This window comes from Streptomyces sp. NPDC041205 (assembly GCF_055591765.1).
The window spans coordinates 297820-323452 of sequence record NZ_JBVIZH010000005.1 but is presented as its reverse complement, the minus strand read 5'-3'; the positions used below and the strand labels follow the sequence as shown (position 1 = coordinate 323452).

At 71.4% G+C, this 25633-nt stretch carries 21 protein-coding genes; 14 read left to right on the top strand and 7 right to left on the bottom strand.

What is annotated here, in order from left to right; translation table 11 throughout:
* The first annotated feature begins 195 nt into the window (after positions 1 to 195).
* Positions 196 to 2082, top strand: coding sequence for a PAS domain S-box protein (locus ACZ6BG_RS23945; protein ID WP_469004721.1), 1887 nt, complete (start codon positions 196 to 198; stop codon positions 2080 to 2082).
* A gap of 205 nt (positions 2083 to 2287) precedes the next feature.
* The gene (locus tag ACZ6BG_RS23940; RefSeq protein ID WP_469004717.1) at positions 2288 to 2866 is read left to right on the top strand and encodes a hypothetical protein; all 579 of its coding nucleotides are present in this window, start codon (positions 2288 to 2290) and stop codon (positions 2864 to 2866) included.
* A gap of 97 nt (positions 2867 to 2963) precedes the next feature.
* Here the strand turns inward: ACZ6BG_RS23940 and ACZ6BG_RS23935 are convergent, their stop codons facing one another.
* Positions 2964 to 4082, bottom strand: a complete 1119-nt coding sequence (locus ACZ6BG_RS23935) for a GNAT family N-acetyltransferase (RefSeq protein WP_469004715.1) — start codon at positions 4080 to 4082, stop codon at positions 2964 to 2966.
* 356 nt (positions 4083 to 4438) lie between these two features.
* A complete protein-coding gene (locus tag ACZ6BG_RS23930) occupies positions 4439 to 4969 on the bottom strand; it encodes a hypothetical protein (RefSeq protein WP_469004713.1) in 531 nt (176 codons plus the stop codon).
* 203 nt (positions 4970 to 5172) lie between these two features.
* Here ACZ6BG_RS23930 and ACZ6BG_RS23925 point away from each other — a divergent pair, with 203 nt between their 5' ends.
* The 3 genes from ACZ6BG_RS23925 to ACZ6BG_RS23915 all read left to right on the top strand — a co-directional run bounded on the left by ACZ6BG_RS23925 (position 5173) and on the right by ACZ6BG_RS23915 (position 10033).
* Complete coding sequence (locus ACZ6BG_RS23925) at positions 5173 to 7152, top strand: transglycosylase domain-containing protein (protein ID WP_469004711.1); 1980 nt, start codon at positions 5173 to 5175, stop codon at positions 7150 to 7152.
* A 24-nt stretch (positions 7153 to 7176) separates the two neighbouring features.
* The gene (locus ACZ6BG_RS23920) at positions 7177 to 8079 is read left to right on the top strand and encodes a MerR family transcriptional regulator (protein WP_469004710.1); all 903 of its coding nucleotides are present in this window, start codon (positions 7177 to 7179) and stop codon (positions 8077 to 8079) included.
* A 289-nt stretch (positions 8080 to 8368) separates the two neighbouring features.
* Positions 8369 to 10033, top strand: coding sequence for a hypothetical protein (locus ACZ6BG_RS23915; protein WP_469004708.1), 1665 nt, complete (start codon positions 8369 to 8371; stop codon positions 10031 to 10033).
* Between the two features lie 97 nt (positions 10034 to 10130).
* Here ACZ6BG_RS23915 and ACZ6BG_RS23910 read toward each other — a convergent pair whose 3' ends face one another.
* On the bottom strand, positions 10131 to 12602 hold the full coding sequence (locus tag ACZ6BG_RS23910) for a D-alanyl-D-alanine carboxypeptidase family protein (RefSeq protein ID WP_469004706.1): 2472 nt from the start codon (positions 12600 to 12602) through the stop codon (positions 10131 to 10133).
* A 526-nt stretch (positions 12603 to 13128) separates the two neighbouring features.
* Between ACZ6BG_RS23910 and ACZ6BG_RS23905 the strand changes: the two genes are divergently transcribed.
* The 3 genes from ACZ6BG_RS23905 (at position 13129) to ACZ6BG_RS23895 (ending at position 15537) form a co-directional block, all read left to right on the top strand.
* The gene (locus ACZ6BG_RS23905; RefSeq protein WP_469004704.1) at positions 13129 to 13899 is read left to right on the top strand and encodes a GOLPH3/VPS74 family protein; all 771 of its coding nucleotides are present in this window, start codon (positions 13129 to 13131) and stop codon (positions 13897 to 13899) included.
* A gap of 307 nt (positions 13900 to 14206) precedes the next feature.
* Positions 14207 to 15064, top strand: coding sequence for a helix-turn-helix domain-containing protein (locus tag ACZ6BG_RS23900; RefSeq protein WP_289949600.1), 858 nt, complete (start codon positions 14207 to 14209; stop codon positions 15062 to 15064).
* 263 nt (positions 15065 to 15327) lie between these two features.
* Positions 15328 to 15537 (top strand): DUF397 domain-containing protein, encoded by a 210-nt coding sequence (locus ACZ6BG_RS23895; protein ID WP_468457074.1) that lies wholly within the window; start codon positions 15328 to 15330, stop codon positions 15535 to 15537.
* A gap of 118 nt (positions 15538 to 15655) precedes the next feature.
* On the opposite strand, the gene ACZ6BG_RS23890 is transcribed toward ACZ6BG_RS23895, so the two are convergent.
* Positions 15656 to 16495, bottom strand: coding sequence for a hypothetical protein (locus tag ACZ6BG_RS23890; protein WP_469004701.1), 840 nt, complete (start codon positions 16493 to 16495; stop codon positions 15656 to 15658).
* A 79-nt stretch (positions 16496 to 16574) separates the two neighbouring features.
* Here ACZ6BG_RS23890 and ACZ6BG_RS23885 point away from each other — a divergent pair, with 79 nt between their 5' ends.
* The 4 genes from ACZ6BG_RS23885 (at position 16575) to ACZ6BG_RS23870 (ending at position 21495) form a co-directional block, all read left to right on the top strand.
* Positions 16575 to 17360 carry an SDR family oxidoreductase gene (locus ACZ6BG_RS23885; protein ID WP_469004699.1) on the top strand — a complete coding sequence of 262 codons (786 nt, stop codon included), beginning with the start codon at positions 16575 to 16577 and terminating at the stop codon, positions 17358 to 17360.
* Positions 17361 to 17626: 266 nt separating this feature from the next.
* A complete protein-coding gene (locus tag ACZ6BG_RS23880) occupies positions 17627 to 19186 on the top strand; it encodes a sodium:solute symporter family protein (RefSeq protein ID WP_469004697.1) in 1560 nt (519 codons plus the stop codon).
* 498 nt (positions 19187 to 19684) lie between these two features.
* Entirely contained in the window at positions 19685 to 20671 is a 987-nt protein-coding gene (locus ACZ6BG_RS23875) for a GlxA family transcriptional regulator (RefSeq protein ID WP_469005252.1), read from the top strand.
* Positions 20668 to 21495: a DJ-1/PfpI family protein gene (locus ACZ6BG_RS23870; RefSeq protein WP_469004695.1), complete on the top strand. Its 828-nt coding sequence runs from the start codon at positions 20668 to 20670 to the stop codon at positions 21493 to 21495. Before ACZ6BG_RS23875 ends, ACZ6BG_RS23870 begins: the two co-directional genes overlap by 4 nt.
* A gap of 206 nt (positions 21496 to 21701) precedes the next feature.
* Here ACZ6BG_RS23870 and ACZ6BG_RS23865 read toward each other — a convergent pair whose 3' ends face one another.
* The gene (locus tag ACZ6BG_RS23865) at positions 21702 to 22823 is read right to left on the bottom strand and encodes an ADP-ribosylglycohydrolase family protein (protein WP_469004692.1); all 1122 of its coding nucleotides are present in this window, start codon (positions 22821 to 22823) and stop codon (positions 21702 to 21704) included.
* A gap of 104 nt (positions 22824 to 22927) precedes the next feature.
* Positions 22928 to 23410: a VOC family protein gene (locus tag ACZ6BG_RS23860; RefSeq protein WP_469004690.1), complete on the bottom strand. Its 483-nt coding sequence runs from the start codon at positions 23408 to 23410 to the stop codon at positions 22928 to 22930.
* A 69-nt stretch (positions 23411 to 23479) separates the two neighbouring features.
* On the opposite strand from ACZ6BG_RS23860, the gene ACZ6BG_RS23855 reads away from it, so the two are divergent.
* Positions 23480 to 24349 carry an MmyB family transcriptional regulator gene (locus ACZ6BG_RS23855; RefSeq protein ID WP_469004688.1) on the top strand — a complete coding sequence of 290 codons (870 nt, stop codon included), beginning with the start codon at positions 23480 to 23482 and terminating at the stop codon, positions 24347 to 24349.
* Here the strand turns inward: ACZ6BG_RS23855 and ACZ6BG_RS23850 are convergent.
* Positions 24297 to 24611 carry a tetratricopeptide repeat protein gene (locus ACZ6BG_RS23850; protein ID WP_469005248.1) on the bottom strand — a complete coding sequence of 105 codons (315 nt, stop codon included), beginning with the start codon at positions 24609 to 24611 and terminating at the stop codon, positions 24297 to 24299. The two genes, ACZ6BG_RS23855 and ACZ6BG_RS23850, sit on opposite strands and share 53 nt — an antisense overlap.
* A 99-nt stretch (positions 24612 to 24710) precedes the next feature.
* On the opposite strand from ACZ6BG_RS23850, the gene ACZ6BG_RS23845 reads away from it, so the two are divergent.
* A complete protein-coding gene (locus ACZ6BG_RS23845) occupies positions 24711 to 25577 on the top strand; it encodes a GNAT family N-acetyltransferase (protein WP_469004686.1) in 867 nt (288 codons plus the stop codon).
* Positions 25578 to 25633: the final 56 nt, after the last annotated feature.

Genomic DNA, 25633 nt, shown 5'->3' with positions numbered 1-25633 from the left:
GCGACAGGGCGGGCGGTGACGGGAGGAGCGGTGGTGGCGAACAGGGTGCGTACGTGAGTGACGACGGACACTATCTGGCCTCTGTTCCGGCAAAGAAGAGTCAGAAACAGGCGCTTGGTGACAAACTGCCCTCGCCAGAACTGATTGATGCTGACATGCCTCATGGCACAGGGCGAGCACAGGACGGGCCCCCGCATGTTCCCCGTAACTGAGGAACCGTTTCGCGCGTTACTGGAGGCGGCTCCGGACGCGATGGTCATCGTGGACGACACAGGCATCATCAAGCTGGTCAACGCCCAGACCGAGACGCTGTTCGGGTACCCACGAAACGAACTGCTCGGCCGTCCCGTCGAGATTCTGGTGCCGCAGCGCTTCCGGGACCAACACCCGGTTCACCGCCTGGGCTACTCCGACAACCAGCAGGTCCGGCCGATGGGCGCCAACCTCGAACTGTACGGACTGCGCCGGGACGGGGCCGAGTTCCCGGTCGAGATCAGCCTCAGTCCGCTGCAGACTCCCGACGGCCTCCTGATCTCCGCCGCCGTGCGCGACGTCAGCGAGCGAAAGGCCGCCGATGCACGCTTCCGAGCCCTGCTCGAAGCCGCTCCGGATGCCATCGTCATCGTGGACGACGCGGGCATCATCCAGTTGGTCAATGCGCAGACCGAAGCCCTGTTCGGCTATCGGCGCGAAGAGCTCCTGGGATGCCGGGTGGAAACCCTGGTTCCCCAGAGGTTCCACCAGCATCACCCCTCCCACCGCCACGGCTATGTCAGCAACCGCCGCGTGCGCCCCATGGGCGCCGGTCTGGACCTGTACGGGCTGCGCAAGGACGGAGCCGAATTCCCGGTCGAGATCAGCCTCAGCCCCCTGGAGACCCCGGAGGGCACCCTGGTCTCCGCGGCCATCCGGGACGTGAGCGAGCGCAAGGCGGCCGAGGCCCAGCTCGCCGAACTCTACGAACAGCAACGCCACGTCGCCCTGACCCTGCAGCGCAGCCTGATGGGCTCACCCGCCCCGCTGCCCGGCATGGACACCGCCAGCCGGTACTTTCCCGCCCGGCAGGGCCCAGGTGTGGGCGGGGACTGGTTCGACCTGATCGCACTGGGCAGCGGCCGCGTGGGAGTGCTGATCGGTGACGTCATGGGCCGTGGCCTGGAAGCCGCTGCCGTCATGGGTCAACTGCGCTCGGCCTCCCACGCTCTGGCCAAGACCGGCATGCCGCCCTGGCAGCTGATGCACGCCCTGGACGCGGTCGTCAGTGAACTGCCCGACCAGCTCGTCACCTGCTGCTACCTGATCCTGGACCCCGACGACAGCACGGTGACGGTGTGCTCCGCCGGACACCTGCCAGTGCTGATGGTGGATCCCACCGGGCAGGTCCGAAGACTCCCGGTCCCCGTCAGCGTGCCCCTGGGCGTCGGTGAGGTGCCCCACCAGGAAACCCGCCTGACCGTGCCACCGGCCTCGGTGCTGGCCCTGTACACCGACGGCCTGGTGGAGACCCCGACCAGCGACATCGAAGAGCAGATCGACGCCCTCACCATCGTCCTGGAAAAGGCCACCGCCGATCTCCCCTGCCTGGATCGGGCCGCGGACTCCGTCCTCGCCTCCCTGCTGCCCGGCCTCCAGGACTACGCCGACGATGTGACACTGCTGCTCGCCCGCGTCCCTCCCGCACCGGTGACCACCGTCACCGCGCTCCTCCCGGCGCGACCCATGAGTGTGGGCGACGGGCGCCGCTTCCTGCGGCGCACCCTGCGGGACTGGGACTGCGAAGACCTCACCGACACCGCCTGCCTGCTGGCCTCCGAGCTCCTGTCCAACTCGGTGCGCCACGCCTGCGACCCGCTGCGGCTACGGCTGCGCCTCACCAGAGACGAACTCCACGTCGAAGTCAGCGACGGCAGCCCCGTTCTACCGCACGCCCGGACCGCGCGCCCCGATGAGGAATCGGGCCGCGGCCTGGCCCTCGTCGACCAACTGGCCTCCTCCTGGGGTGCCCTGCTCACCCAGGAGGGCAAAGCCGTGTGGTTCTCACTCCCACTGCACCTGAGGACGGGAGACCCCGGGAACACCTGAGAACCGCCTCGGCGGGTGCCGTCGATCTCGGTCGGTCGGACGTCGGGGGCACGCTCGGCGTCGGCAGGCCTGAAATAGGACACTTGGGCTGGTCGGCCGGATTCAGGGCTGTTCGTGGGGGGCGTTCGCTGATTGGGTCCCCACTACGCGGCGGGCCCTGGCGGCCGCCGTCAGGGGGATCACTCATCGACTCGAGGGGGCCACCATGGCGGACGTGCTCAAGTACGGCGACAAGGTCCACATCCAGAACGGCTACAGCAACTGGAACGGTGGGTACCTCGACACCAACGGCGGGAGTCAGCAGACCGGGGCGCTGTACGGGGTGTCCACCACCGATACGCCCACGCGGGGCAAGGGCACCGGCACCTGGGAGGTCGTGTCCGCGACCGGGAAGAAGACCGGGGAGCAGGTGCTCAGCGGGGACGTCCTGCATCTGCGGAATCTGTGGGCCAACGACGGCGGGTACCTCGACACCAACGGGCACGCCGCGTCCGCCCAGGGCCCGGCCGCCAAGTACGACGTGAGCACGAGCAAGGACCGGGACCGGGCCGGGGAGCACACCGGGAGCTGGCGGATCTTCGCCCAGACCTCCGCGCCCGCCGACCAGGCCGTGCGGTACGGCGACATCGTCATCCTGTGGAACCTGTACTCCACCACCGGCAGCTTCCTGGAGACCAACGGCGGCACCAGCGCCGTCGGCGGCAAGTACGACGTGTGCACCAGCGCCTACTGGAACCGGTCCAGCAACGTCGGGGACTGGCGGATCAGCAAGGCCCAGGGTTAGGCATCGGTCTCAGGCTCTCGGGGCGATGCCCAGGACCGTGCGGCCACCGGCTCGTTGGCGGTGGCCGCACGGGTGCGCGGTTGTTGGCCGAACGCTCTCAGCGCCGCCCCGCCGGCACCGACGTCCGCACCGCCCCCACCGTCTTCAGGAGCCGGTCCGCCGGTTTCCGGAGCTGAGGGTGGGCGAGCACCGTGTTGCGCAGGCCGCGGACCGGGCGGCGCCAGAGGCGGTGGGCCACGGCGACCGGGTGCGGGCGGCTCGCGAAGCCCTCGCAGACACGCAGTTCGCGGGTCTTGAGCCAGTCCTTGTACTCCTTCTCGCCGCGCCCCAGGTCCATGATCCGCACGCCTTGGCGGCCCGCGGCCTCGGCCATCCTGAGGTGCATGATGAGCCCCGGCGAGTAGTAGCGCAGCTCCGGGTCGTACGCCGTGAACCAGGCCGCGAACACCGTGCGCGACCGCGGCCCGAAGTGCGCCGCCACCGGCCGGTCCCCGGCGTACACCACGGAGAGGACCCCGGTGAAGTGCTCGTGCCTGACCTGGAACAGGTGGTTCACCAGGTCCACTATCCACGGCTTCGCGAACCGGTCCATCCGGGCCGTCCTGCGGTACTGCGCCGACTTCCAGTCCATGAGCTGCCGCAACACCCTCGGGTCGCGGTCGTCGAACACGAACCGCATCTCGCCGAGGTCGCGGCCGAGGCGGCGCTCCTTCTTGAGGGTCGTCTTCGCGAGTCCGGGGTACGTCGCCCGCAGCCACTGCGCGTAGCCGCTGCCGTCGTCCTCACCGTCCCCGCCGTCCCCGTGCGTCAGGTCCACCACCGGCGACGCGAACGTCCCCGTGACGTACTCGCCGAACGGCTTCTGCTCCTCCACGAGATGGTCGAACTCGAAGACGGAAAGACCGCAGGCCCGCAGCAGTTCCTGTGGGTCCCAGGTGACCCCGGGGCGGTGCACCAGGCCCTGGCAGTCGGAGAGGCCGAGGCCCACCGCCCGCCCGACGCCGAGAGCACCCCGTTCGTAGGGGAAGAAGCCGACCGGCTCCCCGCCCTCGTGCATGATCGCCACCCGTGCCCCGCCCCGGCAGTGGCCCACTCCGGCCGCGAACTCCGGGGCCAGGAACGGGTTGGCGTATTCGGGTGACTCCTCCATCGCTTGGTACCAGGCCCCTCGGAGCGTCGGACTCAGCTCCTCGGGCCTGTGGTTCGTTATGTCCACCTCAGGTCAACCGCCCTTCCACAGGCTCCGCGAGGGACATCCCGGTCGCAGTGCGGGCCCGTAGGGCGTGTAAGACGCGTGGATCGGTATCACTGCGTCGCATGGGCGACTGCTCCCCCCAGTTCCCCCCGGCGCGCCTCGTGCGCGCCGTGTCATGTGTCGTTCAGGTCGCGCCCGTCCTCTTCGTGCAGGTCCCGGGCTTCTGCCCGGGCTCTCTCGGATTGCCGAGGGCCCACCCCGAGTACCCCCTCGTGGCCCGGCACACTTCAAGAGTGCCGCTCATCGCCGGGGAACGAAGCAGAAGTTCCGTTCTGTTGGGGGCTGGGGTGTCCCGTCAGGGGGAAGTGGCCGCGTGTTCACGCCCGGTTCCGCAGGCCGTTCAGCAGCGCCGCGCCCCGCTCCGCTTCGTCCACCGACACCGCGAAGTTCTTCCCCTTGGCCCGGATCACCAGGCACTCCCCCGACCGCAGCATCACCGTCGTACCGAGGCCGCTGAGGCGGTAGCCCCAGCCGCCCACCTGGGACGGTTTGCGGTGTTCGGCGTGGGCCGACTCGATGTCGGCGGCGTGCCAGCGGCGGGCGGGCCAGGCGAACGGGCCGAAGGCCACCTTCAGGCCGCCCTCGGTCACGACGACCTGGACGGAGGCGCAGCCGAGGGTCGTCACGGCGACGACGGCGAACGGGATCGCCAGCGCCCACAGGGGGGCCGTCGTCCCGCCGACCGTCAGGGCGACGGCGACCAGGGCCACCGCCCCGGCCACCGCGGCGAGCGCGTGCAGACCGGGGCTCGCCGTGCGGGCCGCCCAGAGCACCTCGCCTTCACGCGCCCCGCCCGTCGTCCCCGTACCGCCGTCACCGATGCCGTCGCCACTGCCGTTACCGTTCATGGCACCCCCCTTTGATCGACGATCGGCTGATCGGCTCGATCAAGGGTATGAGACAGGGGCTGACGTACGATACGGGGCCTGACGTGCGATATGGGGCCTGACCTGCCCAAGTGCCCCCAAGTCAGCGCGCCTTGCCCCGCTGTTACGTGCCGCTGACACCTCCGCGCACAACCCTCGTTCCCCGAGGGGCACTCTCTTGGATCATGGGGACACACGCGCAACGCGTACGCGCGCACGCGAAGAGGATCACGACCCGGACGCGGCGTCGTCGGCGGCGGCTGATCGACTATCCGCGGCAAGGGCGCCGGGGCGCACGGCGGTGGCTGCCGTCGTGGCGGCAGTGGTTGGGGAGTTTCCTGCTCGGCACCGGCGGGCTCGCGGGGCTCTTCACGTACGTGTACGTCACCGTGGACATACCGGACGAGAACACCGCGGCCAGTCGTGAGGCCAACGTGTACTACTGGGCCGACGGCACGCAGATGGTCAGCATCGGGGACGTCAACCGGCAGAACGTGGACCTCGACGACATCCCCGAGTCCGTGCGGAACGCGGTCATCGCGGCGGAGAACGCGAGCTTCTACAGCGACTCCGGGGTGTCCCCGATGGGGCTCGGGCGGGCCGTGGTGAACATGGTCAAGGGGCAGGAGACGCAGGGCGGTTCCACCATCACGCAGCAGTACGTGAAGAACACCTACCTGTCGCAGGACCAGACGATGACGCGCAAGGTCCGGGAGTTCGTCATCTCGCTGAAGGTGGACCAGCGCAAGACCAAGGACGAGATCCTGCAGGGGTATCTGAACAGCAGCTGGTTCGGGCGCGGAGCCTACGGGATCGAGGCCGCCGCGCACGCCTACTACGGGGTGCCCGCACGGCAGTTGAACGCCAGCCAGGGCGCCGTGCTCGCCGCGCTCCTGAAGGGCGCCGAGCTGTACGACCCCTCCGGGGGCGCCGCCAACCACCGCAGGGCCGAGGCCCGCTGGGCCTGGATCCTGGACCGGCAGGTCGCCGTCGGCCGGATGAGCGCCGAGGAGCGCGCCCGGTACAAGAAGTTCCCCGAGCCGCAGAAGGAGTCCCGCTCGACCAGCCTCAGCGGGCACTACGGCCAGACCGGCTACCTCGTCGACATCGCCAACAAGTACCTGAAGCAGCGCACCGGCCTCACCGACAAGGACCTCGCCCGCGGCGGCTACAAGATCCACACCACCTTCGACAAGCGCCGCGTGCACCAGCTCGCCCGCACCGCCCGGCGCGCGCTCGACGGCCTCGACCCGAAGAAGCGCCCGCAGGACAAGGGCGTCCAGATCGGCGCGGCCTCCGTGCGCACCCAGGACGGCGCACTCCTCGCCGTGTACGGCGGCGCCGACGCCACCCGCCACTTCAGCAACAACGCGGACACCTCCGGCGTCCCCGCGGGCTCCGCGTTCAAGCCGTTCGTGCTGGCCGCCGCCCTCCAGGACGGGATGCGCGCCGACCGCGAGGGGCCGGGCGGGCTGACCCCGGGCGAGGCCATGGTCGAGGGCGGCAACGCCACGTACCAGCAGTTCGGCAAGAAGATCGGGATGGGGCGGGTGCGGGACGTCGCCGTGGACGCGGGGATGCTGGAGGCGAGCATGGCGCGGCCCGACGACTCGTTCCCGCTCGGCACGTCCACGCCGAGCGCGGTGCGGCTCGCGAGCGCGTACGGCACGTTCGCGCGCGGCGGCCTCCAGCACGACCCGTACTCCGTGACGTCGGTGACCAGGGAGGGCGACGCCGAGGGGGACGGCGGGGAGCGCGAGCAGGTCGAGGGGCTCGAACCGCCGCGCACCCGGCGCGCCCTGGACTCGCGCGTCGCCACGCAGGTCGACACGGTGCTGCGGGACGTCGCCGAGGACAGCCTCGGCAAGGTCGCCGGGGTCGACGGGGCGCCCGTCGCGGCGGGCCGCACCAACGACAAGGACCGCCTGAAGTCCGCGTGGTTCGCCGGGTACACGCCCCAGGTGTCCACCGCGGTGACCCTGTTCCGGCTGCGCCCGCGCGATCCGCTGCTTCAGCCGCTGTCCGACGTCGGGGGACGCGGGTCGCGGCACGGCAACGCCCTCACCGAGCGGATCTGGCGGGACGCCCTGCTCGGCGTTGACCTTGCCCCTGGGTCAGGGTCCAAGGTCGGGTCACCGAAGGCAGCCGCCTTCGGTGACCGGTGACCGCCGGTCACGGAGAATGACCACGTGGACGTACCCGGCAGAGATCCAGAACCAGGCAGGGAGCCCGGTCTCCTGAGCATCGGCGCCTTCGCCGCCCGCACCCGTCTGTCCGCCAAGGCCCTGCGCCTGTACGACCGCCAGGGCCTGCTGCCCCCGGCGTACGTGGACGAGGCGACCGGCTACCGCTACTACAGGACCGAACAGGTCGAGCGGGCCCGCGCCGTCGCGCTCCTTCGCCGCCTCGACATGCCGCTCGCGGACATCGCGGGGGTCGTGGGGCTCGACGGCGCGGCCGCGGCCGCGGCGCTCGGGGCGTACTGGGCCGGTGTCGAGGAGCGGATCGCCGCCCAGCGCACCCTCGTGGACTACCTCCGCGGCCGGCTGTCGGGAAGGAGTCCCACCTTGTACGGCAAGTTCGAGATCCGCACCGCCGACTTCCCCGAGGCGTTCGTCATCTGCGAGCGGCGCCATGTGTTCACCCACGAGCTGTCCACCTGGATCGACGCCTCGTTCGAGCGCCTCGAGCGGGTCGCCGAAGAGCTCTGCGGCGGCGTCCCGGCCTCGCCGTTCGTCATCTACCACTCCGAGGTCACCGAGGACAGCGACGGCCCCGCCGAGGCCTGCGTGCCCGTCGCCGACCCGGAGGCGGCCCGCGCCTGGGCCGAGGCGCAGGGGCGGCAGCGGGACGTCCGGGCCCGCGTCGAGCCCGCCTGGCGGCTCGCCTACGCCCGCATCACCAAGGCCCAGGTCGCCTACCCGCAGATCATCGGCGCGTACGACGCCGTCGAGGAGTGGATCACGCGGGAGGGGCTGAGCCAGGCGGGCCCCTGCCGCGAGGTGTACTTCACGGACTGGGACGCGGCGGGGCCGGGGGACGACGTGTGCGATGTGGCGTATCCGGTATCCGTACGCGAACGCGAAGAGTAAAGAGGGCGCAAGGGGGGGGCGGCTTCCGCGCACCCCCCGCAGCGAAGTGAGCCGCCCCACACACCCGCCCGGCGAGGGCACCCGAGCAGGCCCGGGATGACCTGCGGGAACAGACATTCGGTTGCATACTTACACGGACCGGGCCCCCGGGGTCGCTGTCTGCCAACCATTCCGCAGCGGTTAGCGTCTACTCCGAAGGAGTTGTCCCAGCCAGCCGAACGGACCGCCGACCGTGGCCTCTGCCGAACTGTCCACCCCGACTCTCAGCCGAGCCGACCGGGGCAGTGGCATGCCCGAACCGTGGCACGTGCGGTACCGCATGCCGCTGCTGATCACCGCCGGCGTGCTGCCGCTGTACCTGCTGTGGTGGACCGTGTTCGCGACGGGCGGCGGCGACCTCGCGGCCCAGGAGGCGTGGGCGGGCTTCGCCCGGCGCTACCCGGGCTCGGCGTACAGCCTCTTCTGGTACGGCGGTCTGCACACCGCCAACTACAGCGTCATCTCCCCGTATCTGATGGCCGCGTTCGGCGTGCGGACCGTGGCGGCGGCCTCCGGCATCGCCGCCACCTGGATGGGCGTCGCGCTCATCATGCGCAGCGGCATCCGCAAACCGCTGTGGCCATCCGTCATCGTCGGCTTCTCGATGTGGTGCCAGGTCGTGTGCGGCCGGGCGACGTTCATGCTGGGCGTCGCGTTCGGGGTCGGCGCGGTCCTGGCGGCCACCGGTACCGCCAACCGGCGCCGGGTCGCGGCCGCCACGCTCTGCGCGGCGCTCGCGACCATGGGCAGCCCGGTCGCCGGTCTCTTCCTCGTCGTGGTGGGCGGCGCCTATCTGCTGCTGCGTGAGTGGGGCAAGGCGCTCGCCCTGGTCCTGCCGCCGTTCGTCGTCGTCGGCCTGACGACGTGGCTGTTCCCCTTCGAGGGCGAGCAGCCGATGGCGTTCATCCGGATCTTCCCGCCGGTGCTGCTGTGCGGGGTCGTCATCCTGGCGGCGCCGCGCTCCTGGAAGCTGCTGAAGGTGGGCGCCGCGGTGTACGCGGTGGGCGTGGTCCTTACCTGGCTGATCCCCACCCCGATCGGTACGAACGTCGAGCGCTTCGCCGAGATCGCGGCCCCGCCGATACTCCTTGCCGCCGTCCTGAACCGGAAGTTCCCCACCCTGCGGCTGCTGCGGCCCAGCGGCAAGCCGCGCCACTTCTGGCATCGGACGGTGCTGATCTGCGCCGTCGTCCTCTCCCTCATCTGGGTGTCCATCAAGACGACCTCCGACATAGTGGCGTACACCAAGGTGCCCACCTGGGCCGTCGAGACCGACGGCGTCGTCAAGGAGCTCAACCGCCTGGGCGCCGAACGCACCCGCGTCGAGGTCGTCCCGGCCCGCGACCACCGCGAGGCCGCCGTCCTGTCGCCGTACATCAACATGGCGCGCGGCTGGAACCGCCAGGCCGACGTGGAGCGCGGCCGCCTGTTCTACGAGGGCCGGCCGGTCTCCGAGGTCAAGGAGGGCATCTTCACGTCGTCCTCGTACCGCGCCTGGCTGAACCACTGGGCCGTCGGCTTCGTGGTGCTCTACAAGGGCGACGGCAAGCCGGACGGCGCCGCCGAGCGCGAGCACGACCTGGTGACCAGCGAGCCGAGCTATCTGGACCAGGTCTGGCACGACGACAACTGGCGGATCTACCGCGTCAAGGACGCCGTCCCGCTGGTCGACAAGCCCGGCTCCGTGGTGACCGCCGACGGCGCCCACCTCACCGTCCGCATGCCCGAGCCCGGCTCGGTCACCGTCCGCGTCGCCTACTCGCCGTGGCTGTGGGCGGAGGGCGGCTGCCTCTACAAGGAGGGCGACTTCACGCGCCTGACGGTGAAGAAGCCGGGTGACGTGCGGATCGCGTCGAACTACGGGGGCCCGTCGGGGCCGCAGCCGAAGTGCGAGCCGGAGCCCGACAAGGACTAGCGTGTCGGGCGTACGACAAAGGGGGCGGGGGTGAGCCGGTCGGCTCACCCCCGCCCCCTTCGCGTTGCCCTCCTCCTCGCGGGTCAGCTCACGCGGGTCAGCTCACGCGCGTCAGCTTCGCGCCGAAGCCCGGCTCGGAGAGGTCCTTCTGCAGGGCCACCGGGACCTTGATCGCGCCGCTGGTGGTGCCGTCCCCGACGAGCAGGCGGCCGACGACCGTACCGGCCTTCGCGGAGTGCGGGGGCGTCTTGCCGCCGTCCGACAGCTCCGCCTTGACGGTCAGGCCGGACCAGCCGACGGCGGTGACGTTCCTGGTGGCGACGACCGGCGTGGTGCCGCCGAGGCCGTCGTCGATCTCGCCGACGACCTCGCCCTTCTTCACCACGGTCTTGGCCTTGAGGGCGTCCTGCCCGGCCGCGATCAGGTCCTGGGTGACCTTGGTGACCTTGTCGATGTTGGCCACGCCGTTCGAGCCGAACTGGGCGAGGGCCGCGCCGATGACCATGTGGGTCTTGCCGCCGACGCGCTTCTCCGCGGCGAAGAGGATGTTGCCGCCCGCGGCCGAGGTGGTGCCGGTCTTGATGCCGATGGCGACGGTCGGGACGAGACCGAAGAAGTTGTCCTGCTTGTCGCCGTTGATGTCCTCGTAGCTGCCCTGGCCCGCGATCTCCTTGAAGGTCGGGTTCTCCATCGCCACGCGGCCGAGCTTCACCAGGTCCTCGGCGGTCGACACGGTCGTCTTGTCGAGGCCGCTGGGGTCCGTGTAGTGCGTGTTCTTCATGCCGAGTTCCTTGGCCGTCTTGTTCATCTTGGCGACGAACTTGTCCTCGGAACCCTTGCTGTCCCAGCGCGCGAGCAGCCGGGCGACGTTGTTGGCGGACGGCAGCATCACGGCCTGCAGGGCCTCGTACTCGGTGAGCTTCTGGCCCTCGGTCACCTTGACCACGGACTCGTTGGCCGGCTTGCCCTTCTCGTAGTGCCGCTGCGCCTCGGCGTCGACCTCGATGGTCTTGCCGTCCCCGCCCTTCTTGATCGGGTGGTCGCGCAGGATCAGATACGTCGTCATCACCTTGGCGATGCTCGCGATCGGCACGGGCTTCTGGTTCCCGGACGAGCCGAAGCTGCCGATGCCGTCGACGTCCATGGCCGCCTGGCCCTCCTCGGGCCAGGGAATCGACGGCTTGCCGCCCTCGAAGGAGTGCGTGCCCGCGGCCGTCAGGGTCAGCTTCGGCTCCGGAAGCGGACGCAATGCCTGTGCGACTGCGAACACAATCGCGAGGAGCACGACGAGCGGCGTCCAGATCTTGACCCGGCGCACGATGGTGCGGGTCGGGGTCTCCGGGGGCGGCGGCGTGTTCGTCAGCTCGGCGAGCAGGTCGAGGGGCGGCAGCGGCGGCAGGGGCTGCTGGCTGGTGCGGTCTCCTGGCGGGGGCGCCTGGACGGGGGTGCCCGCTCCTCGCGGGGCCTGTGCGGGAGTGCCCGCCGGGGCCGACGGCCGCGCGGCGGGCTGCCCGGGCGCGGCCTCGCCCTCCTGGCCGGGCTTCGTGCCCGGCGCGGGCTGCGCCTTCGGCTCGGGCTTCGCACGGGGCTCGTCGAGCGGCTTGAGCGCGACGAACTTGCTGGTCCGCTCGGACTCCGACTCGGCGGCGGGCTTGGCCGCGGGCTTCGCCGCGTCGTCGGACTTCGGCTTGCGCTCGGGTACGTCACCGAGCTTCAGCATCGTGGTCGGCTGGTCCACGCCCGTGGAGGCGGGGCGGACGGCCTTGAAGACGGCGGTGGCCTGGTCGAGCGGGTGACCGGAGGCGTCGGGCTTGCCGCCGGACTCGGTGTCCGACTTGGCGTCGGGCTTGCCGCCGGACTCGGCGTCGTCCTTGGCCGGGGCCTTGGCGTCGGCCTTCGGCTTGGTGTCGTCGGCCTTGGGCTTCGCGTTGTCGGCCTTCGGCTTCTTGTCGTCGGCCTTCGGCTTGGCGTCGGCCTCGGGCTTCGGGTCGGCCGCGGGCTCGGCGTCGGCCTCGGGCTTCGGGTCGGCCTCGGGCTTCGGGTCGGCCTCGGACTCGGCGTCGGCCTCCGGCTTGCTCTCGGCCTCCGGCTCGGCTTCCGGCTCGGTCTTCGGCTCGGCGTCGGCCTTCGCGGTGAGCGTCAGGGTGGCGTCGGACTTCACCGGGGCCGTCGGCTCGGCGGCGGGCTCCGGGTCGGCGTCGGCCTTGGCTGCGGGCTCTGCGGCGGGCTCCCGGTCGGCGTCGGAGTCCGACTCGGTGGCGCTCCCGGGCTCCGCGTCGGCCTTCGGCCCGGCGTCGGACTTCCCGTTCACACCCGGCCGTACGGTCGTGAACACCGCCGTGGCCCGGTCGACCCGGGGGTCAGCGGGCTCGTCCTCGGCGGACTCCTCAGCGGACTCCTCGGCGCCGGAGGAGTCCCCGGCCTCGGCCTTCGCACCCTCGTCGGCACCGTCACCGTCGCCCTCGGCGTCGTCCACCCGCGCCTCGGGCCGCGCAGCCGTGAACACGGCCGTGGCCATGTCGACCGCGGACCCCGCGTCCTCGGCGTCGCCGTCGGCACCCCCGGCCACGCCGGAGGAGGAACCTTCCGGCTCAGCCGAGGAGGAACCTTCCCCCTCAGCCGCGCGGGAACCCTCAGCCACGTCATCCGCCCCGGACCCGGCGCCGGACCCAGACCCGGCACCGGCACCGGACTCAGGCCCGGACTCGCCCTCCTCGGATCCCGCGACCCACGCGGCAACCGCGGCGCGCAGTCGTGCGTCTCCCTTGGCGTCGCCCGGCGCGGAGCCGACCGCGGAACCGGACGCCGACGAGGCGTCGGCCGCACCGTCCGAGGCGCCCCCGCCAGAAACCGTCTTAGACCTGTCGGGGAACTCGCCCGCCACCGATGCCTCCTCGTACTTGCCGTACTCGCCGCGCCCAACCACGGCCCGGACCCGCTGTCCGAACCATGTCCCAGTGTCCTGTGTGAGGGCTTAACCCCCGTGGTAGACGAGAACGACATACCTACTGGTTCCCGTACGTACCGCCCACGCACTCTCGACAGACCAATGTGAGAGGGGTCACCCTGTCATTCATCCACGCGGGGAGGCATGGATGGGCAGGAGCCGCAGAACAATTCCGGAGGAGCTTCTGCTGCTCGCTCTGGACCCGGCCACGGGTACCACAGCGCAGCCGCAGTCGCTCGACCTGGGTCTGGCCGGCGCACAGCTAGTAGAGCTGGCACTGGCCGGACGGATAGCCCCTGACGGGGATCGTATCGCCGTGGTGATGCCACGGCCGACCGGAGATCCGACTCTGGACTCCGCACTGGAACTGCTGCGCAGGCGCGGCAGCCCGGTTCGGGCGGTCCACTGGATCGGCGGGCCCCGCCTGGGGCTGCGCCAGACCTACCTTTCGCATCTGGAGCGGTGCGGCATGGTGCATGCCGTGGCGGGTCAGATGTGCGGGGTACTGCCGACGACTCGCTATCAGGCGACGGACACGGCGATCAGCCGGGAAATCAGGTCCCGACTGGATTCGGCGATCCGCACCGGCGTACCGCCGGACCCGCGGACCGCGGCGCTCGCCGCCCTGGCCCACGCGGTCGGACTCGGCAAGCACCTGTATCCGGGCAACGAGGGACGCTCGTCCCGCTCCCGGCTGCGCGATCTGATCAGGCACGACCCGATGGGCGGCCTCGTGGCGCACGCCGTGATGGACGTCCAGAACGGTGTGGCGGCACAGCCGCGACGCAGTCCCGCGCCCGCGGGGCAGGGCGGCGGGCGGCAGCCCGCGCAGGCGGCGCGGACCGCACCGGACCCAGGCAGGGTTCCGATGCAGCCACGCCGGGGTGCGGGAGCCATGGCCCGCGCCGTGGCCCACTGAACGGGCCACACCCGCAGCACACGCGTCATCCGCGCCACCGCACCGCAGTCCCCCAGACCCGGTTCGGGAGCCGCTGAGCCGCGCGGGCGGGGCACCGGGCGTCCAGGACGGACACCGGTGCCCCGTCCGCGCGGCCGCAACCGCCTCATGGGGCACGCCTGTTGAGGCAGCACACGCGGCGCGCGGCGCGTCGGCACCCCCACACACCGCTGTTCTGCTGTTTCCCAGCGCCGAGTTGACCCGTGGTGGCACTCTGCATGGCAGCAGACACGCAAAGTAGAGGCATAGTGCCGGAGGTGCACGTCCCGTGGCGTCCAACGTCAATCCCACCGTCAGGCGACGCCGGCTCGGCCAGGAGCTGCGTCGGCTGCGCGAGCTGAAAGGCATGACAGCCGAAGAGGTGGCGGAGCGGCTGCTGGTCTCGCAGTCGAAGATCAGCCGCCTGGAGAACGGCCGTCGCTCGATCAGCCAGCGCGACGTCCGCGACCTCTGCGGGGTGTACGAGGTCGAGGACCACCGCATCGTCGACTCGCTCATGCAGATGGCCAAGGACTCCCGCCAGCAGGGCTGGTGGCACTCCTTCGGCGACATCCCGTACAGCGTCTACATCGGTCTGGAGACGGACGCGGCCTCGTTGCGCGTCTACGATCCGCAGGTCGTCCCCGGCCTGCTCCAGACCCGGCCGTACGCGGAGGCGCTGATCACCGGCGCGCTGCCGGAGACCACCCCGACGGACATCGAGAAACGGGTGCAGGTCAGGATGCGCCGCCAGGAGCGCATCGCGGCGCCGGAGAATCCGCTGCGCCTGTGGACCGTCCTGGACGAGTCCGCGCTGCGCCGCGTCGTCGGCACCCGGGCGCTGATGCGGGAGCAGTTGGAGTATCTGGTGGAACAGTCCCAGCTGCCGCACGTCACGGTGCAGGTGATTCCGTTCGACATGGGCGCGCATCCGGGCCTGAACGGTCAGTACGCGATTCTCGAGTTCCCGGACGCCTCGGACTCCAGCGTGGTCTACATCGAGGGCGTCACGAGCGATCTGTATCTGGAAAAGGCGAATGACGTGCAGCAGTACAGCGTCATGTACGAGCATTTGCGGGCGCAGGCGCTGAATGTGGATCAATCCCGTCAGCTGATCGCGGACATCGCCAAGGAGTACGCCCGCTGAGGGCCGCCGAGGCTCGGTACGCACGTACGGGAAACCCGGCGAGAGCGCGCTGAACCACGCCCTGCTCGCGAAAGTGCCGCACAGTACACCTTCGCCATAGCGCGGCGGAAGACCCCTCTGGAATATGCCATCCGGTTGAGTGAACGACCCATCCGCCGATCGATGTTGGCGAGTAGCGTCATTCACGCCAACAGCAAGAACGTTGGCGTATACCGCTCTCAGGCGGTTACAGCAATTCACCAACTGCGCAAACCGGAGCAAACATGGCAATTCAGCAAGGTGCCTCGCACGCTTGGACCAAGTCTTCCTACTCCACCGGGAACGGCGCCTGCGTCGAGGTCAAGTCCCCCGTGACGCACGCGATCTCCGTGCGGGACTCCAAGGTCACCGACGGCGCGGTCATCGCCTTCCCCGCCGACTCCTGGAACGTCTTCGTGGCCGAGGTCCGCGAGGGGAACTACAACCACGGGTGATACGTGCCACCGACGCAACACAACCGCATAGCAGCACCGCATGAGCCCTCTCGACTGGTCCGCCGTCCTGGCCGAGGGGGCTCGGCCTTTGCCCCGCCGTTCCGGTCCCGCCGCCCGGCTAGCGCAGTTGGTCCACGTACCGGTCCGTCCCCGGCACGGTCGGAATGAACGGCGCCACCAACTCCACCCGCCCCAGGCCCGCATCGGCGACCTGCTCGACGGCCCCGGCGAACCGCTCGTCCCAGCACGCGCGCGGATCGCTCTCCAGGAACCACAGCAGGGTCAGCCGGGTGTCGACGCCCTCGACCTGCTTCACGTACGTCATCCGGTCGCCCGGCAGCGGTGTCGGCCGGAAGACCGTCACCAGGGCGGCGGGTGAGCCCGCGAGGGCGCGCGGGAGCCGGCGGGCGAGCAACCACTCCAGGAGTTCCGGCCGCCGCTCGGGGCTCTCGGCGTCGATGACTTCGAGGACGAGCCCCTGGTAGGGGTGGTCGAGGGCGTGGAAGTCGCGGGGCCCGGCGGCGCCGTCCCGGTACACGGTGGCCTCGTGGTCCTGGAAGGCCGTGAAGACGTGGGTGCGGGCCTGGTGGACGCGGCCGTCGCGGTTGAGGCGCTTGTTGATGCCGACGGTCCACTTCATGTGGTGGTCGTAGCGGCCTTGAGTGATCCAGTACGTGGAGAGGTAGCAGCCCGCCGTCACGGGCTGCGCGACCGCCGACTTCTCCGGCAGGCGCAGGAGTTGCAGCTCGCGGGTCGCCACCCAGCGCCGTCCCGCGTACATCCACGGCATCGCCATCGCGCCCGCGTAGTAGTGGTCGTCCTCGTACCAGCGGTTGTAGGCGTACTCCTGGCCCGGGTGCGGCTCGACCATGGTGATCAGCGCATGGCCCGGGCGCACCCCGTAGGGACCGACGGCGGCCAGTTCGCCGTACACCTCGGCGCGGGTGTCCTCAGTCACTGGGCTCCCCTTCCTTCCTCCGTTGGACGCCCATACTCTGACGCCCCGTCAGGAAAACTGCCAGAGTCCGGAGGTTCCCATGTCACTGCTCGACGGCAGGACCGTCATCGTCTCGGGGGTAGGCGCGGGGCTCGGCCACGAGGTCGCCGCCGCCGTGGTGCGCGACGGCGGCAACGCCGTGCTCGGCGCCCGCACGAAGGAGAACCTCGCGCGGTCCGCCGCCGCGATCGACCCGGAGGGCGAGCGCGTCGCGCACCTGCCGACGGACATCACCGACGAGGGCCAGTGCGAGGCGCTCGCCGCCCTGGCCGTCGAGCGGTTCGGGCGGATCGACGCACTGGTGCAGGTCGCGGCCTGGGACAGCTACTTCGGCGGCCTCCAGGACGCGGACTTCGGCACCTGGGACGGCATCATGGACGTGAACCTCCTCGGCTCGCTGCGGATGACCCGGGCCTGTCTGCCCCGCCTCAAGGAGCGCGGCGGCTCGGTCGTCCTGATCGGTACGCAGTCGTCGGTGGCCGCGCCCTCGCAGGTGCGGCAGGCGGCGTACGCGGCGTCGAAGGGCGCGCTGGTCTCGGCGATGTACTCCCTCGCCCGCGAGCTGGGCCCGCACCGGATCCGGGTGAACACCGTCCAGCCGGGCTGGATGTGGGGGCCGCCGGTGGAGGCGTACGTGAAGTTCACCGCGCACACCGAGGGCGTGCCGGAGGCGGAGGTGAAGCGGCGGCTCACCGAGCGGATGGCGCTGCCGGAGCTGGCCACCGACGGGGACGTCGCGGACGCCTGCGTGTTCCTCGCCTCCGACCGGGCGCGGGCCATCACCGGCCAGTCACTGCTGGTGAACGCGGGCGAGCTGATGCGCTGAGCGCCGGCCGGGGACACGCCCCCGAGGGGTGGCCGACAGGTACCCCTTCGGGGGCTTTTGCCGCCCCCTCTGAGTCACGTATCTGAACCAAGGTCGCCAACTCGAACGATTTTACTTCCTCTTGACCATGCGGGCGGTTGTCCGCGCGCTCCCGCCGAACCGACTATGAGCGGGCACTTCGCGGCCGTTCAGGCGCCGCCACGAGGAAGTGGGCGCCGTTTCAGCGGAGTTGACCGAGTTCACAAGTCGGACCCCTGGGAGGGGCAATGAACGGTCTCGACTGGGCCGTGCTCATCGCGTACTTCGGCGTGATGGTCGCGATCGGCGTCTGGTCCCACAAACGCGTGGACAACGTCAGTGACTTCTTCACGGCCGGCGGGAAGATGCCCTGGTGGCTGTCCGGCATCTCGCACCACATGTCCGGCTACAGCGCGGTGATGTTCACCGGCTACGCGGGCATCGCCTACACCTACGGTGTCACGTCCTTCATCACCTGGTCGTTCCCCATCGCGCTCGGCATCGCCATCGGCGCCAAGCTGTTCGCACCCCGCATCAACCGCCTGCGCTCACGCCTGCACGTCGCCTCGCCCCTCGAATACCTGAAGAACCGCTACAACCTGAAGACCCAGCAGGCCCTCGCCTGGTCCGGAATGCTCCTGAAGATCGTCGACGTGGGCGCGAAGTGGGCCGCGATCGCGACCCTCCTCTCCGTCTTCACCGGCGTCTCCCTCAACCAGGGCATCCTCATCACCGGCGTGATCACCGCGATCTACTGCACGATCGGCGGCCTGTGGGCGGACGCCCTCACGGAGTTGGGCCAGTTCATCATCCAACTCCTCGCCGGTGTCGCGATGTTCGTGGCGGTGGTCGCGAAGCTCGGACCGTACGGAGGGTTCTTCGGCGTCTGGGACGAGCCCGAGCTGGACGGCCACGCGAAACCGCTGGTCGGCCCCTACGGCACGGTCTTTCTCCTCGCCTTCCTCTTCATCAAGCTCTTCGAGTACAACGGCGGCATGCTCAACCAGGCCCAGCGTTACATGGCCACGGCCAACGCCCGCGAGGCCACCCGCTCCGCGAAGCTGTCCGCCGTCCTCTGGCTCGTCTGGCCGCTGGTCCTCTTCTTCCCCATGTGGATGTCGCCGCTCCTCGTCGACGCGAAGAAGCCCGACGGCTCCGACTCCTACGCCCTCATGACGGAACAGCTGCTCCCCCACGGGCTCCTCGGCCTCGTCATCGTCGGCTTCTTCTCCCACACCATGGCCATGTGCTCCTCCGACGCCAACGCCATCGCGGCCGTCTTCACCCGTGACGTGGCGCCCGTCCTCTCCAAGCGGGCCCGCGCCTGGACCGACCACACCGGGCTCGTCGCCGCCCGGCTCACCACCGTCGTCTTCCTCGGCCTGTCCATGGCCGTGGCCACGCAGGTCAACTCGCCCGCCTTCAAGGACATCATCACCGTCGTCATCAAGTGGGTCGCCGGGCTCATGGGCCCCATCGCCATCCCGATGATGCTCGGCCTGCTCCGCCCGTTCCGCCGCTCCGGTCCCACGGCGGCGCTCACCAGCTGGGCGCTCGGGCTGCTCGCCTTCTGGCTGGTCAACTACCCCATCCACTGGAACGTGGACGGCGGCGTGCCGCTCCAGTACCAGGTATCGATCCCCCTGGCCGTCTCCCTGGTCCTGTACATAGCGATCGGCTACTTCAAGCCGGAGGACACCCCCGAGCGGGACGCCCTGATCGAGCGCATCAACACGGACGACGACGACTCGGCCGCGGCGGTTCTCCCCACCCAGCAGGAGCCCACAGCCCCCAAAACGGTCAGCTGACCCTGGGCCGGGGGCTGCACCCCAAAACCCCCGCCGCTACCGCGGCGGGGGTCTCTCCCACCCACCCACCCGATACTCCAGTCCCAGCCGCACCGCAGAACCCGCCCTCGCACCCCAGCCGCACAGCGCGGAACCCGCTCCACGCCCCAGCCGCACGAACACGGGCCCCGCTCCGTGCCCCAGCCGCACGAGCACAGGCCCGGAGGGGGAAACTCGCCCCCGCCCCACAGCCGCCAACGGCGAACCACCCCCACGGGAGAGGCCCACCATCCGCCCCACTGGAAACGGGCGGGCGGGTGGGAGAGCAACCCGCCGCGGTAGCGGCGGGAAACCCACCCGGCACCCGCAGACGCCGACGGCGAACGAGCCCCACAGGCGGCGGCCACCGTCCGGTCGAGTGGAAACGGGCGGGCGGGTGGGAGGGAGGGGCCGACCGGCCACCCGGGGCCGGAGGCGGCGGCTCGTGGTGGGATGCCCCCCATGCAGACCGCGAGACGCGTGCTAATCGTGGCGTACGACAACGTCCAGATCCTGGACATAGCCTGCCCGAGCGGCGCCCTGGACATAGCCAACCGCTACGGCGCGAACCCCCCGTACCGGATAGACCTGGGCACGGTGGGCCGCCGCCCGGCCCACAGCTCGGCGGGCATAGCCCTGGCAGCGGGCCAGCAACTGGAGACGGTGACGGGCGAGTTGGACACCCTCCTGGTGGTGGGCGGCGCGGGCTACGAGGAGGCGGCAGCCGACCCCCACCTGGTCGCCCAGGTCCACCGCCTGGCGGAACGAAGCCGCCGCGTGGCAAGCGTCTGCACGGGCGCGTACGTCCTGGCGGCCGCGGGCCTGCTGGACCACCGCCGGGCGACGACCCACTGGGGCTACGGCGACGGACTGGCGGCCCGCCACCCCACGGTGGCCGTGGACGTGGCCCCCCTCTACGTACGCGACGGCAACGTCTACACCTCCGCGGGCGTCACCAGCGCCCTGGACCTCACCCTCGCCCTGATCGAGGACGACCACGGCCCGACCCTGGCCCGCGCGGTGGCCCGAGAGCTGGTCTCGTACCTCCACCGCCCCGCGGACCAGGCGCAGATCAGCATGTTCCTGGCGGCCCCGCCCCCGGGCGACCGCCTGGTACGCGACCTCGCGGGCCACATCGCGGCCCACCTGGCCGACGACCTGACCCCCGCCGCGCTCGCCGCCCGCGCGGGCGTGAGCACCCGGCACCTGACCCGCCTGTTCTCCGCGCACCTGGGCACGACCCCGGCCCGCGCGGTGAGAGCGGCCCGCACGGAGGCGGCCGCCCACCTGGTCCGCGCCAGCGAACTCCCCCTGTCCGCGATCGCCCGCCGCTGCGGCTTCGGCTCCGCGCAGACGTTGCGGCAGGCGTTCCTCGACCACTACGGCATGGGCGGGGACAGGATTCGCAGGATGCCGGACATGCCCCGCCCACGAGCACCGCGGCCCGCGCAGACTCCCGTGCCATGACGCACCCCACATCCCGCACGGCCCGCCGTACCCTCCTGCGCGGCACAGCCGCAGCGGCCACGGCCGCCCTCACCACGACAGCCCTGACCCCGCCGGCCCACGCCGACACCGCCCCGTACCCCTCGAACCGCACCACCGACCCCAGCACCGACCCCGACCCCGGCACCTCACCCACCGGCCCCCGAATCGGCATCCTCCTTTACGACGGCTACAGCCTCCTCGACCCCACAGGCCCCGCCGAGGTCCTCTCCCGCGTCCCCGGCGCGAGCGTCACGATGGTGGCCGAGCGCCGCGGCCCGGTCCGCACGGACACCGGCGACGTGGCCGTGATGGCGGAGCGCACGCTCGACGAGGCGGGCCGCCTGGACGTCCTCCTCGTACCGGGCGCGGGCAACCGCGGCACGATCGCGGCGATGGAGAACCAGACGCTCCTGAAGTGGATCAGGCACACGAACCGCCGCACCCGCTTCACCACGTCCGTGTGCACGGGCTCCCTCGTCCTCGCGGCGGCGGGCCTCCTGGACGGCCGCCGCGCGACGACGTACTGGGCGTCGGCCCCGTACATGGAGAAGACCTTCGACATCACGTACGTGCCGGAACGCTACGTACGGTCGGGGAAGTTCATCACGTCGGCAGGCGTCTCGGCGGGCCTGGACATGGCCCTGTACCTGGCGGCGCGGCTCACGGACGACGACACGGCACGGGCGATCCAGCTGGCCGTCGAGTACGACCCGCGGCCGCCGTTCGACGCGGGGAACGCGCAGGAGGCGAGCGAGGAGCTGAAGGCGCGGGCGCTGAAGATCCTGGCGGATTCGCAGGTCTGACGGGCCTGGCGGATTCGCAGGTCTGACGGGTCTGACGGGTCTGACGGGTCTGACGGGTCTGACGGGCCTGACGGGCCTGACGGGCCTGACGGGCCTGACGGGCCTGACGGGCCTGACGGGCCTGACGGGCCTGACGGGCCTGACGGGCCTGACGGGTCTGACGGGTCTGACGGGTCTGACGGTACGGAATCGGAGGCGGCCCGGCCTCAGGCCCGCGGATAGCGGGCGAGCCACCCCGGCGCGGCCCCCGCCGGACTGTGCAGGGCGGGCCCCTGCGTCATCTCCATGGCGAAGTCGTCGGCGAGTTCGAGGACGGTCGCGCGGCCCTCAAGTTCGGTGAGCCAGCCCGGGGGCAGCGCGGTCTCCCCGTGCAGCGCGCCGAGGAGCGCCCCGCACAACGCACCGGCCGCCGCCGACGCCCCGCTGTGGTTGACGGCGAGCCGCAGCCCGTGGCGGACGTCCTCGCCGACGAGGGCGCAGTACACGGCGGCGGCGAGCGCGCCGACGGCCTCGCCCTCGCCGACGAGTTCCTCCACGCGCCCTGCCGTGGGCATGCCCTGGCGGACGGCGCCGAGGGCGTGCCGCAGGGCGTCGGTGACGGGCTGGTGGCCCGGCCGGGCGGCGAGCAGGGCGAGGGTGCGCTGGATGGCGCCGTCCAGGGACTCGCCGCGGGCGAGGCCGTGCACGAGGACGGTGTGGGCCCCGGCGGTGAGGTAGGCGACGGGGTGGCCGTGGGTCTGGACGGCGCACTCGACGGCGAGTTGCAGCACGAGCTGCGGTTCCCATCCGACGAGGAGTCCGAAGGGCGCGGACCGGGTGGCGGCCGCCGGCCCTTGGTCGCCGGGGTTCTTCGGTACGTCGAGGGTGCCCATGCGGTCGTCGGCGAGCCCGGTGAGGCAGGCGCGGGCGGGGCCGCGGCGGGCGTACAGCCACTCCTCGCGGGCCAGCCACCCGTCTTCCTTGCGGCGCTCGTCGGGCCCCCAGTCGCGCTGGGTGGCGGCCCAGCGCCGGTAGGCGCGGTGCAGGTCGGTCGGCGGGTGCCAGGCCCCGGTGTCGCGGCGGACCTGCGCGCGTATGAGCCCGTCGACGGTGAACAGTGTCAGCTGCGTGGCGGCGGTGACGGTGCCGCGCCCGCCGCCGTGGGACGCGGCGAGTTCGGTGAGCCCCTCGGCGCCGTGCGCCTCGCGGATCGCGCCGAGGCCGAGGCCGTCGACGGGCGCGCCCAGCGCGTCACCGACGGCGGCTCCCAGCAGCGTCCCGCGCACCCGGCTGCGGAAGTCCTGCTGCTCGGTGCGGCCCCACACCCCGGTGGCTGCTGCAGTGCTCACCGAACCCCCTTTCCCGTGCCCTGGCGTCCGACTCCGCAGCACTGTAATCGAACGGGAACGGTGGGTTCAGGGCCCAAGTGGTTTGTACGGAGGTGCCCTTTCTCCTAACTCCCGTCAGGGGTTGGGCGGTGTTCTACGTACTCGATGACGGTGCCGTCGGGGTGCCGTGCGGTGAAGCCTGTGCCGGTGGGGACGCGGTGCGGCGGGACCAGGATCTCCGTGCCCTCCTCGGCGGTGAGCCGGGCCAGATACGCGTCGGCGGAGTCGACGAGGAGCGTCCCGTCGGTGGCCCGAAACGGTTCCAGGACCTCCTCCGTGGCCTCGACGAGCAGAAAGCTTCCGACGACGGCGAGGGTGAGTTCCCTGGCGGGATACGTGAAGTACATGTCCCGTTCCACCCCGAGGAGCCGCTCGTAGAAAGCGGTGACGGAGTCCAGCGTGCCGGGCGGGGTGTAGACGCGGATGAGGGTGCGGGGTTCGGTGAGGTGGGAGGAGTCGTTGTGGCGGCGGATGACGACAGGGGTGTCGGGAGCGACGGGGGTGCTGGGGGCGCCGGTTGCTTCGGATGCTTCGGATGCTTCGGTCATGCGGCAAGGATCCGGCCGGGAATGGGGCGCTGCCAGGCGGGTGTTCATGGGGTGAGCGGAGGTCACAGGATGACGGATACGGCCCAGCGGGTACGGGGTGCGCTGCGGCGCGAGCTGGGCGGCTTCCTGCGCGCCCACCGCGAGCTGCTCGCCCCGGCGGACGTGGGGCTGCCGCGCACCCCGCGGCGGCGCACGTCCGGGCTGCGGCGTGAGGAGGTCGCGGCGCTGTCCGGGGTGTCGGTGGCCTGGTACACGTGGCTGGAGCAGGGGCGTGTGGACACGTCCCGGCAGGTGCTCGACGCGGTGGCGCGGGCGCTGCGGATGGACGGTGCGGCGCGGGAGCACGCGCTGGCGCTCGCGGGGTTCGCGCCGGAGAGGCCCGATACGACGGACGGGTCGGACGGGTCGGACGGGCCGGACGGGCCGGACGGGCTGAACGCCCCGGACACCCTCACCACACCCGCCGCCGTGGCGGCCAACCACCAGCACCTCCTCGACAGTTGGCCCACCAGCCCCGCCCTCCTCCTCGACCCCGCCCTTGACCTCCTCGCCTGGAACACCGCGTACGCGTCCGTCTGGCCGGACCCCGCAGCCGCGCCCGCCGACCGCCGCAACCTGCTGCTCCTCCTCACCGGCGACCCCCACCACCAGCGCCTCCTGCCCGCCTGGCAGCCCCTGGCGATGGACCTCTACCGCCACTTCCGCACCCGCGCCGACCGCGACCCGCTGTCGGCGTCCTTCCGGCGGCTGACGACCCGGCTGCGTGCCGAGCGGCCCGACCTGGAGGAGTGGTGGGACTGCCGCGCGGTGGGCGACTTCGCACCCCGGACCATCCAACTGACCCTGCCCAACGGCCAGTTGGCGTGCTACGGCGTGACGCTCCTGCTCACTCCTGAGCCTCGGGGCGGGGCGGTGCTGGTGCAGACTCCGGCGCCCTGAGCGGCAGCGGATCGGCGTACCGGGCGAGGTCGGCGAGGGCCTCGTCCGTGCGGCCCACGGCGAGGTGGACGAGGGCCAGCATCCGGTGGGCGAAGGGGCAGTCCTGGTCGAGCTCCGCGGCCCGGTCCAGGTCGACGAACGCTTCGCCGTAGCGGTCGAGTTCGTACAGGACGGCGCCGCGCAGGGCGAGGGCCGACGCGTCCCGCGGGTCGAGGTCGACGACCTCGTCCAGGTCGGGGCGGGCTTCCTCCGGACGGTCCAGGCCCTGCGGGCAGGTGTGCCATCACGGGCCGGGACGCGGGCTGACTGGCTGAGTAAAACCAGGTGCGGCCGGTGGCCGCGGCGGTGTGGGATGCGGGGCATGACGATCGTTCTGAACGCGCCCGGCGTCGACGGGCTGACCGGGGCCGTGGCTGCCCTCCGCGCATGGCAGGACGACCGCACGCCGCTGCAACTCCATCCGGGAGACCTCGGCTGGGCCTGGGCGCTGGGCGCGGAGAGGCTGGCCGCGGCCGTCCGCACCTGGAGCGTGGACGGTCGGATCATCGCCGTCGGATTCCTGGACGGCCCTGATGTGCTGCGCCTGACGACCGCGCCGGACCTGCGACAGGACGGTGATCTGGCGCGCCAACTGCTGGCGGACCTCGATGATCCGGAGCGCGGGGTCCTGCCGCCCGGGAAGGTCGGCCTCGAAATCCCCGAGGGCGCCCTGCTCCGCGAGGTCCTCCTGGAGGCGGGCTGGAATCTGGACGAGCCGTGGACGCCGCTGCGCCACGACCTCGCCGAGCCGCTGAAGGACTCCGGCCTGCGGATCGAGGTGGCCGGCCCGGAGACGGCGGGGGTGCGGACCGCGGTGCACCGCTCGGCGTTCGGCAGCCCGAGGTTCACCGAGGAGGTCTGGCACGTCCTCGCGGCCGGTCCGGTCTACGCCGACGCCCGCTGCCTGATCGGCTACGACGACCAGGACAACGCGGTGGCTGCGGCGACGGTCTGGTCGGCGGGGCCCAGCAAGCCCGGCCTGCTGGAGCCGGTGGGCGTGCACGCCGACCATCGCGGTCGCGGCTACGGAACGGCGATCGGCGTCGCCGCCGCGGCGGCCCTGCGCGAACTGGGCGCATCGAGCGCACTCGTCAGCACCCCCAGCTCGAACGCCGCCGCCGTCGCCGCCTACAGGGCAGCGGGATACGAGCCGTCGCCCGAACGACTGGACGTCAGCCGAGCCGACTGAAGGTGATCAGGCGGCGGTATCGGCCGGGCCGTGTCGCCCCCAAGGGGTACGACGAA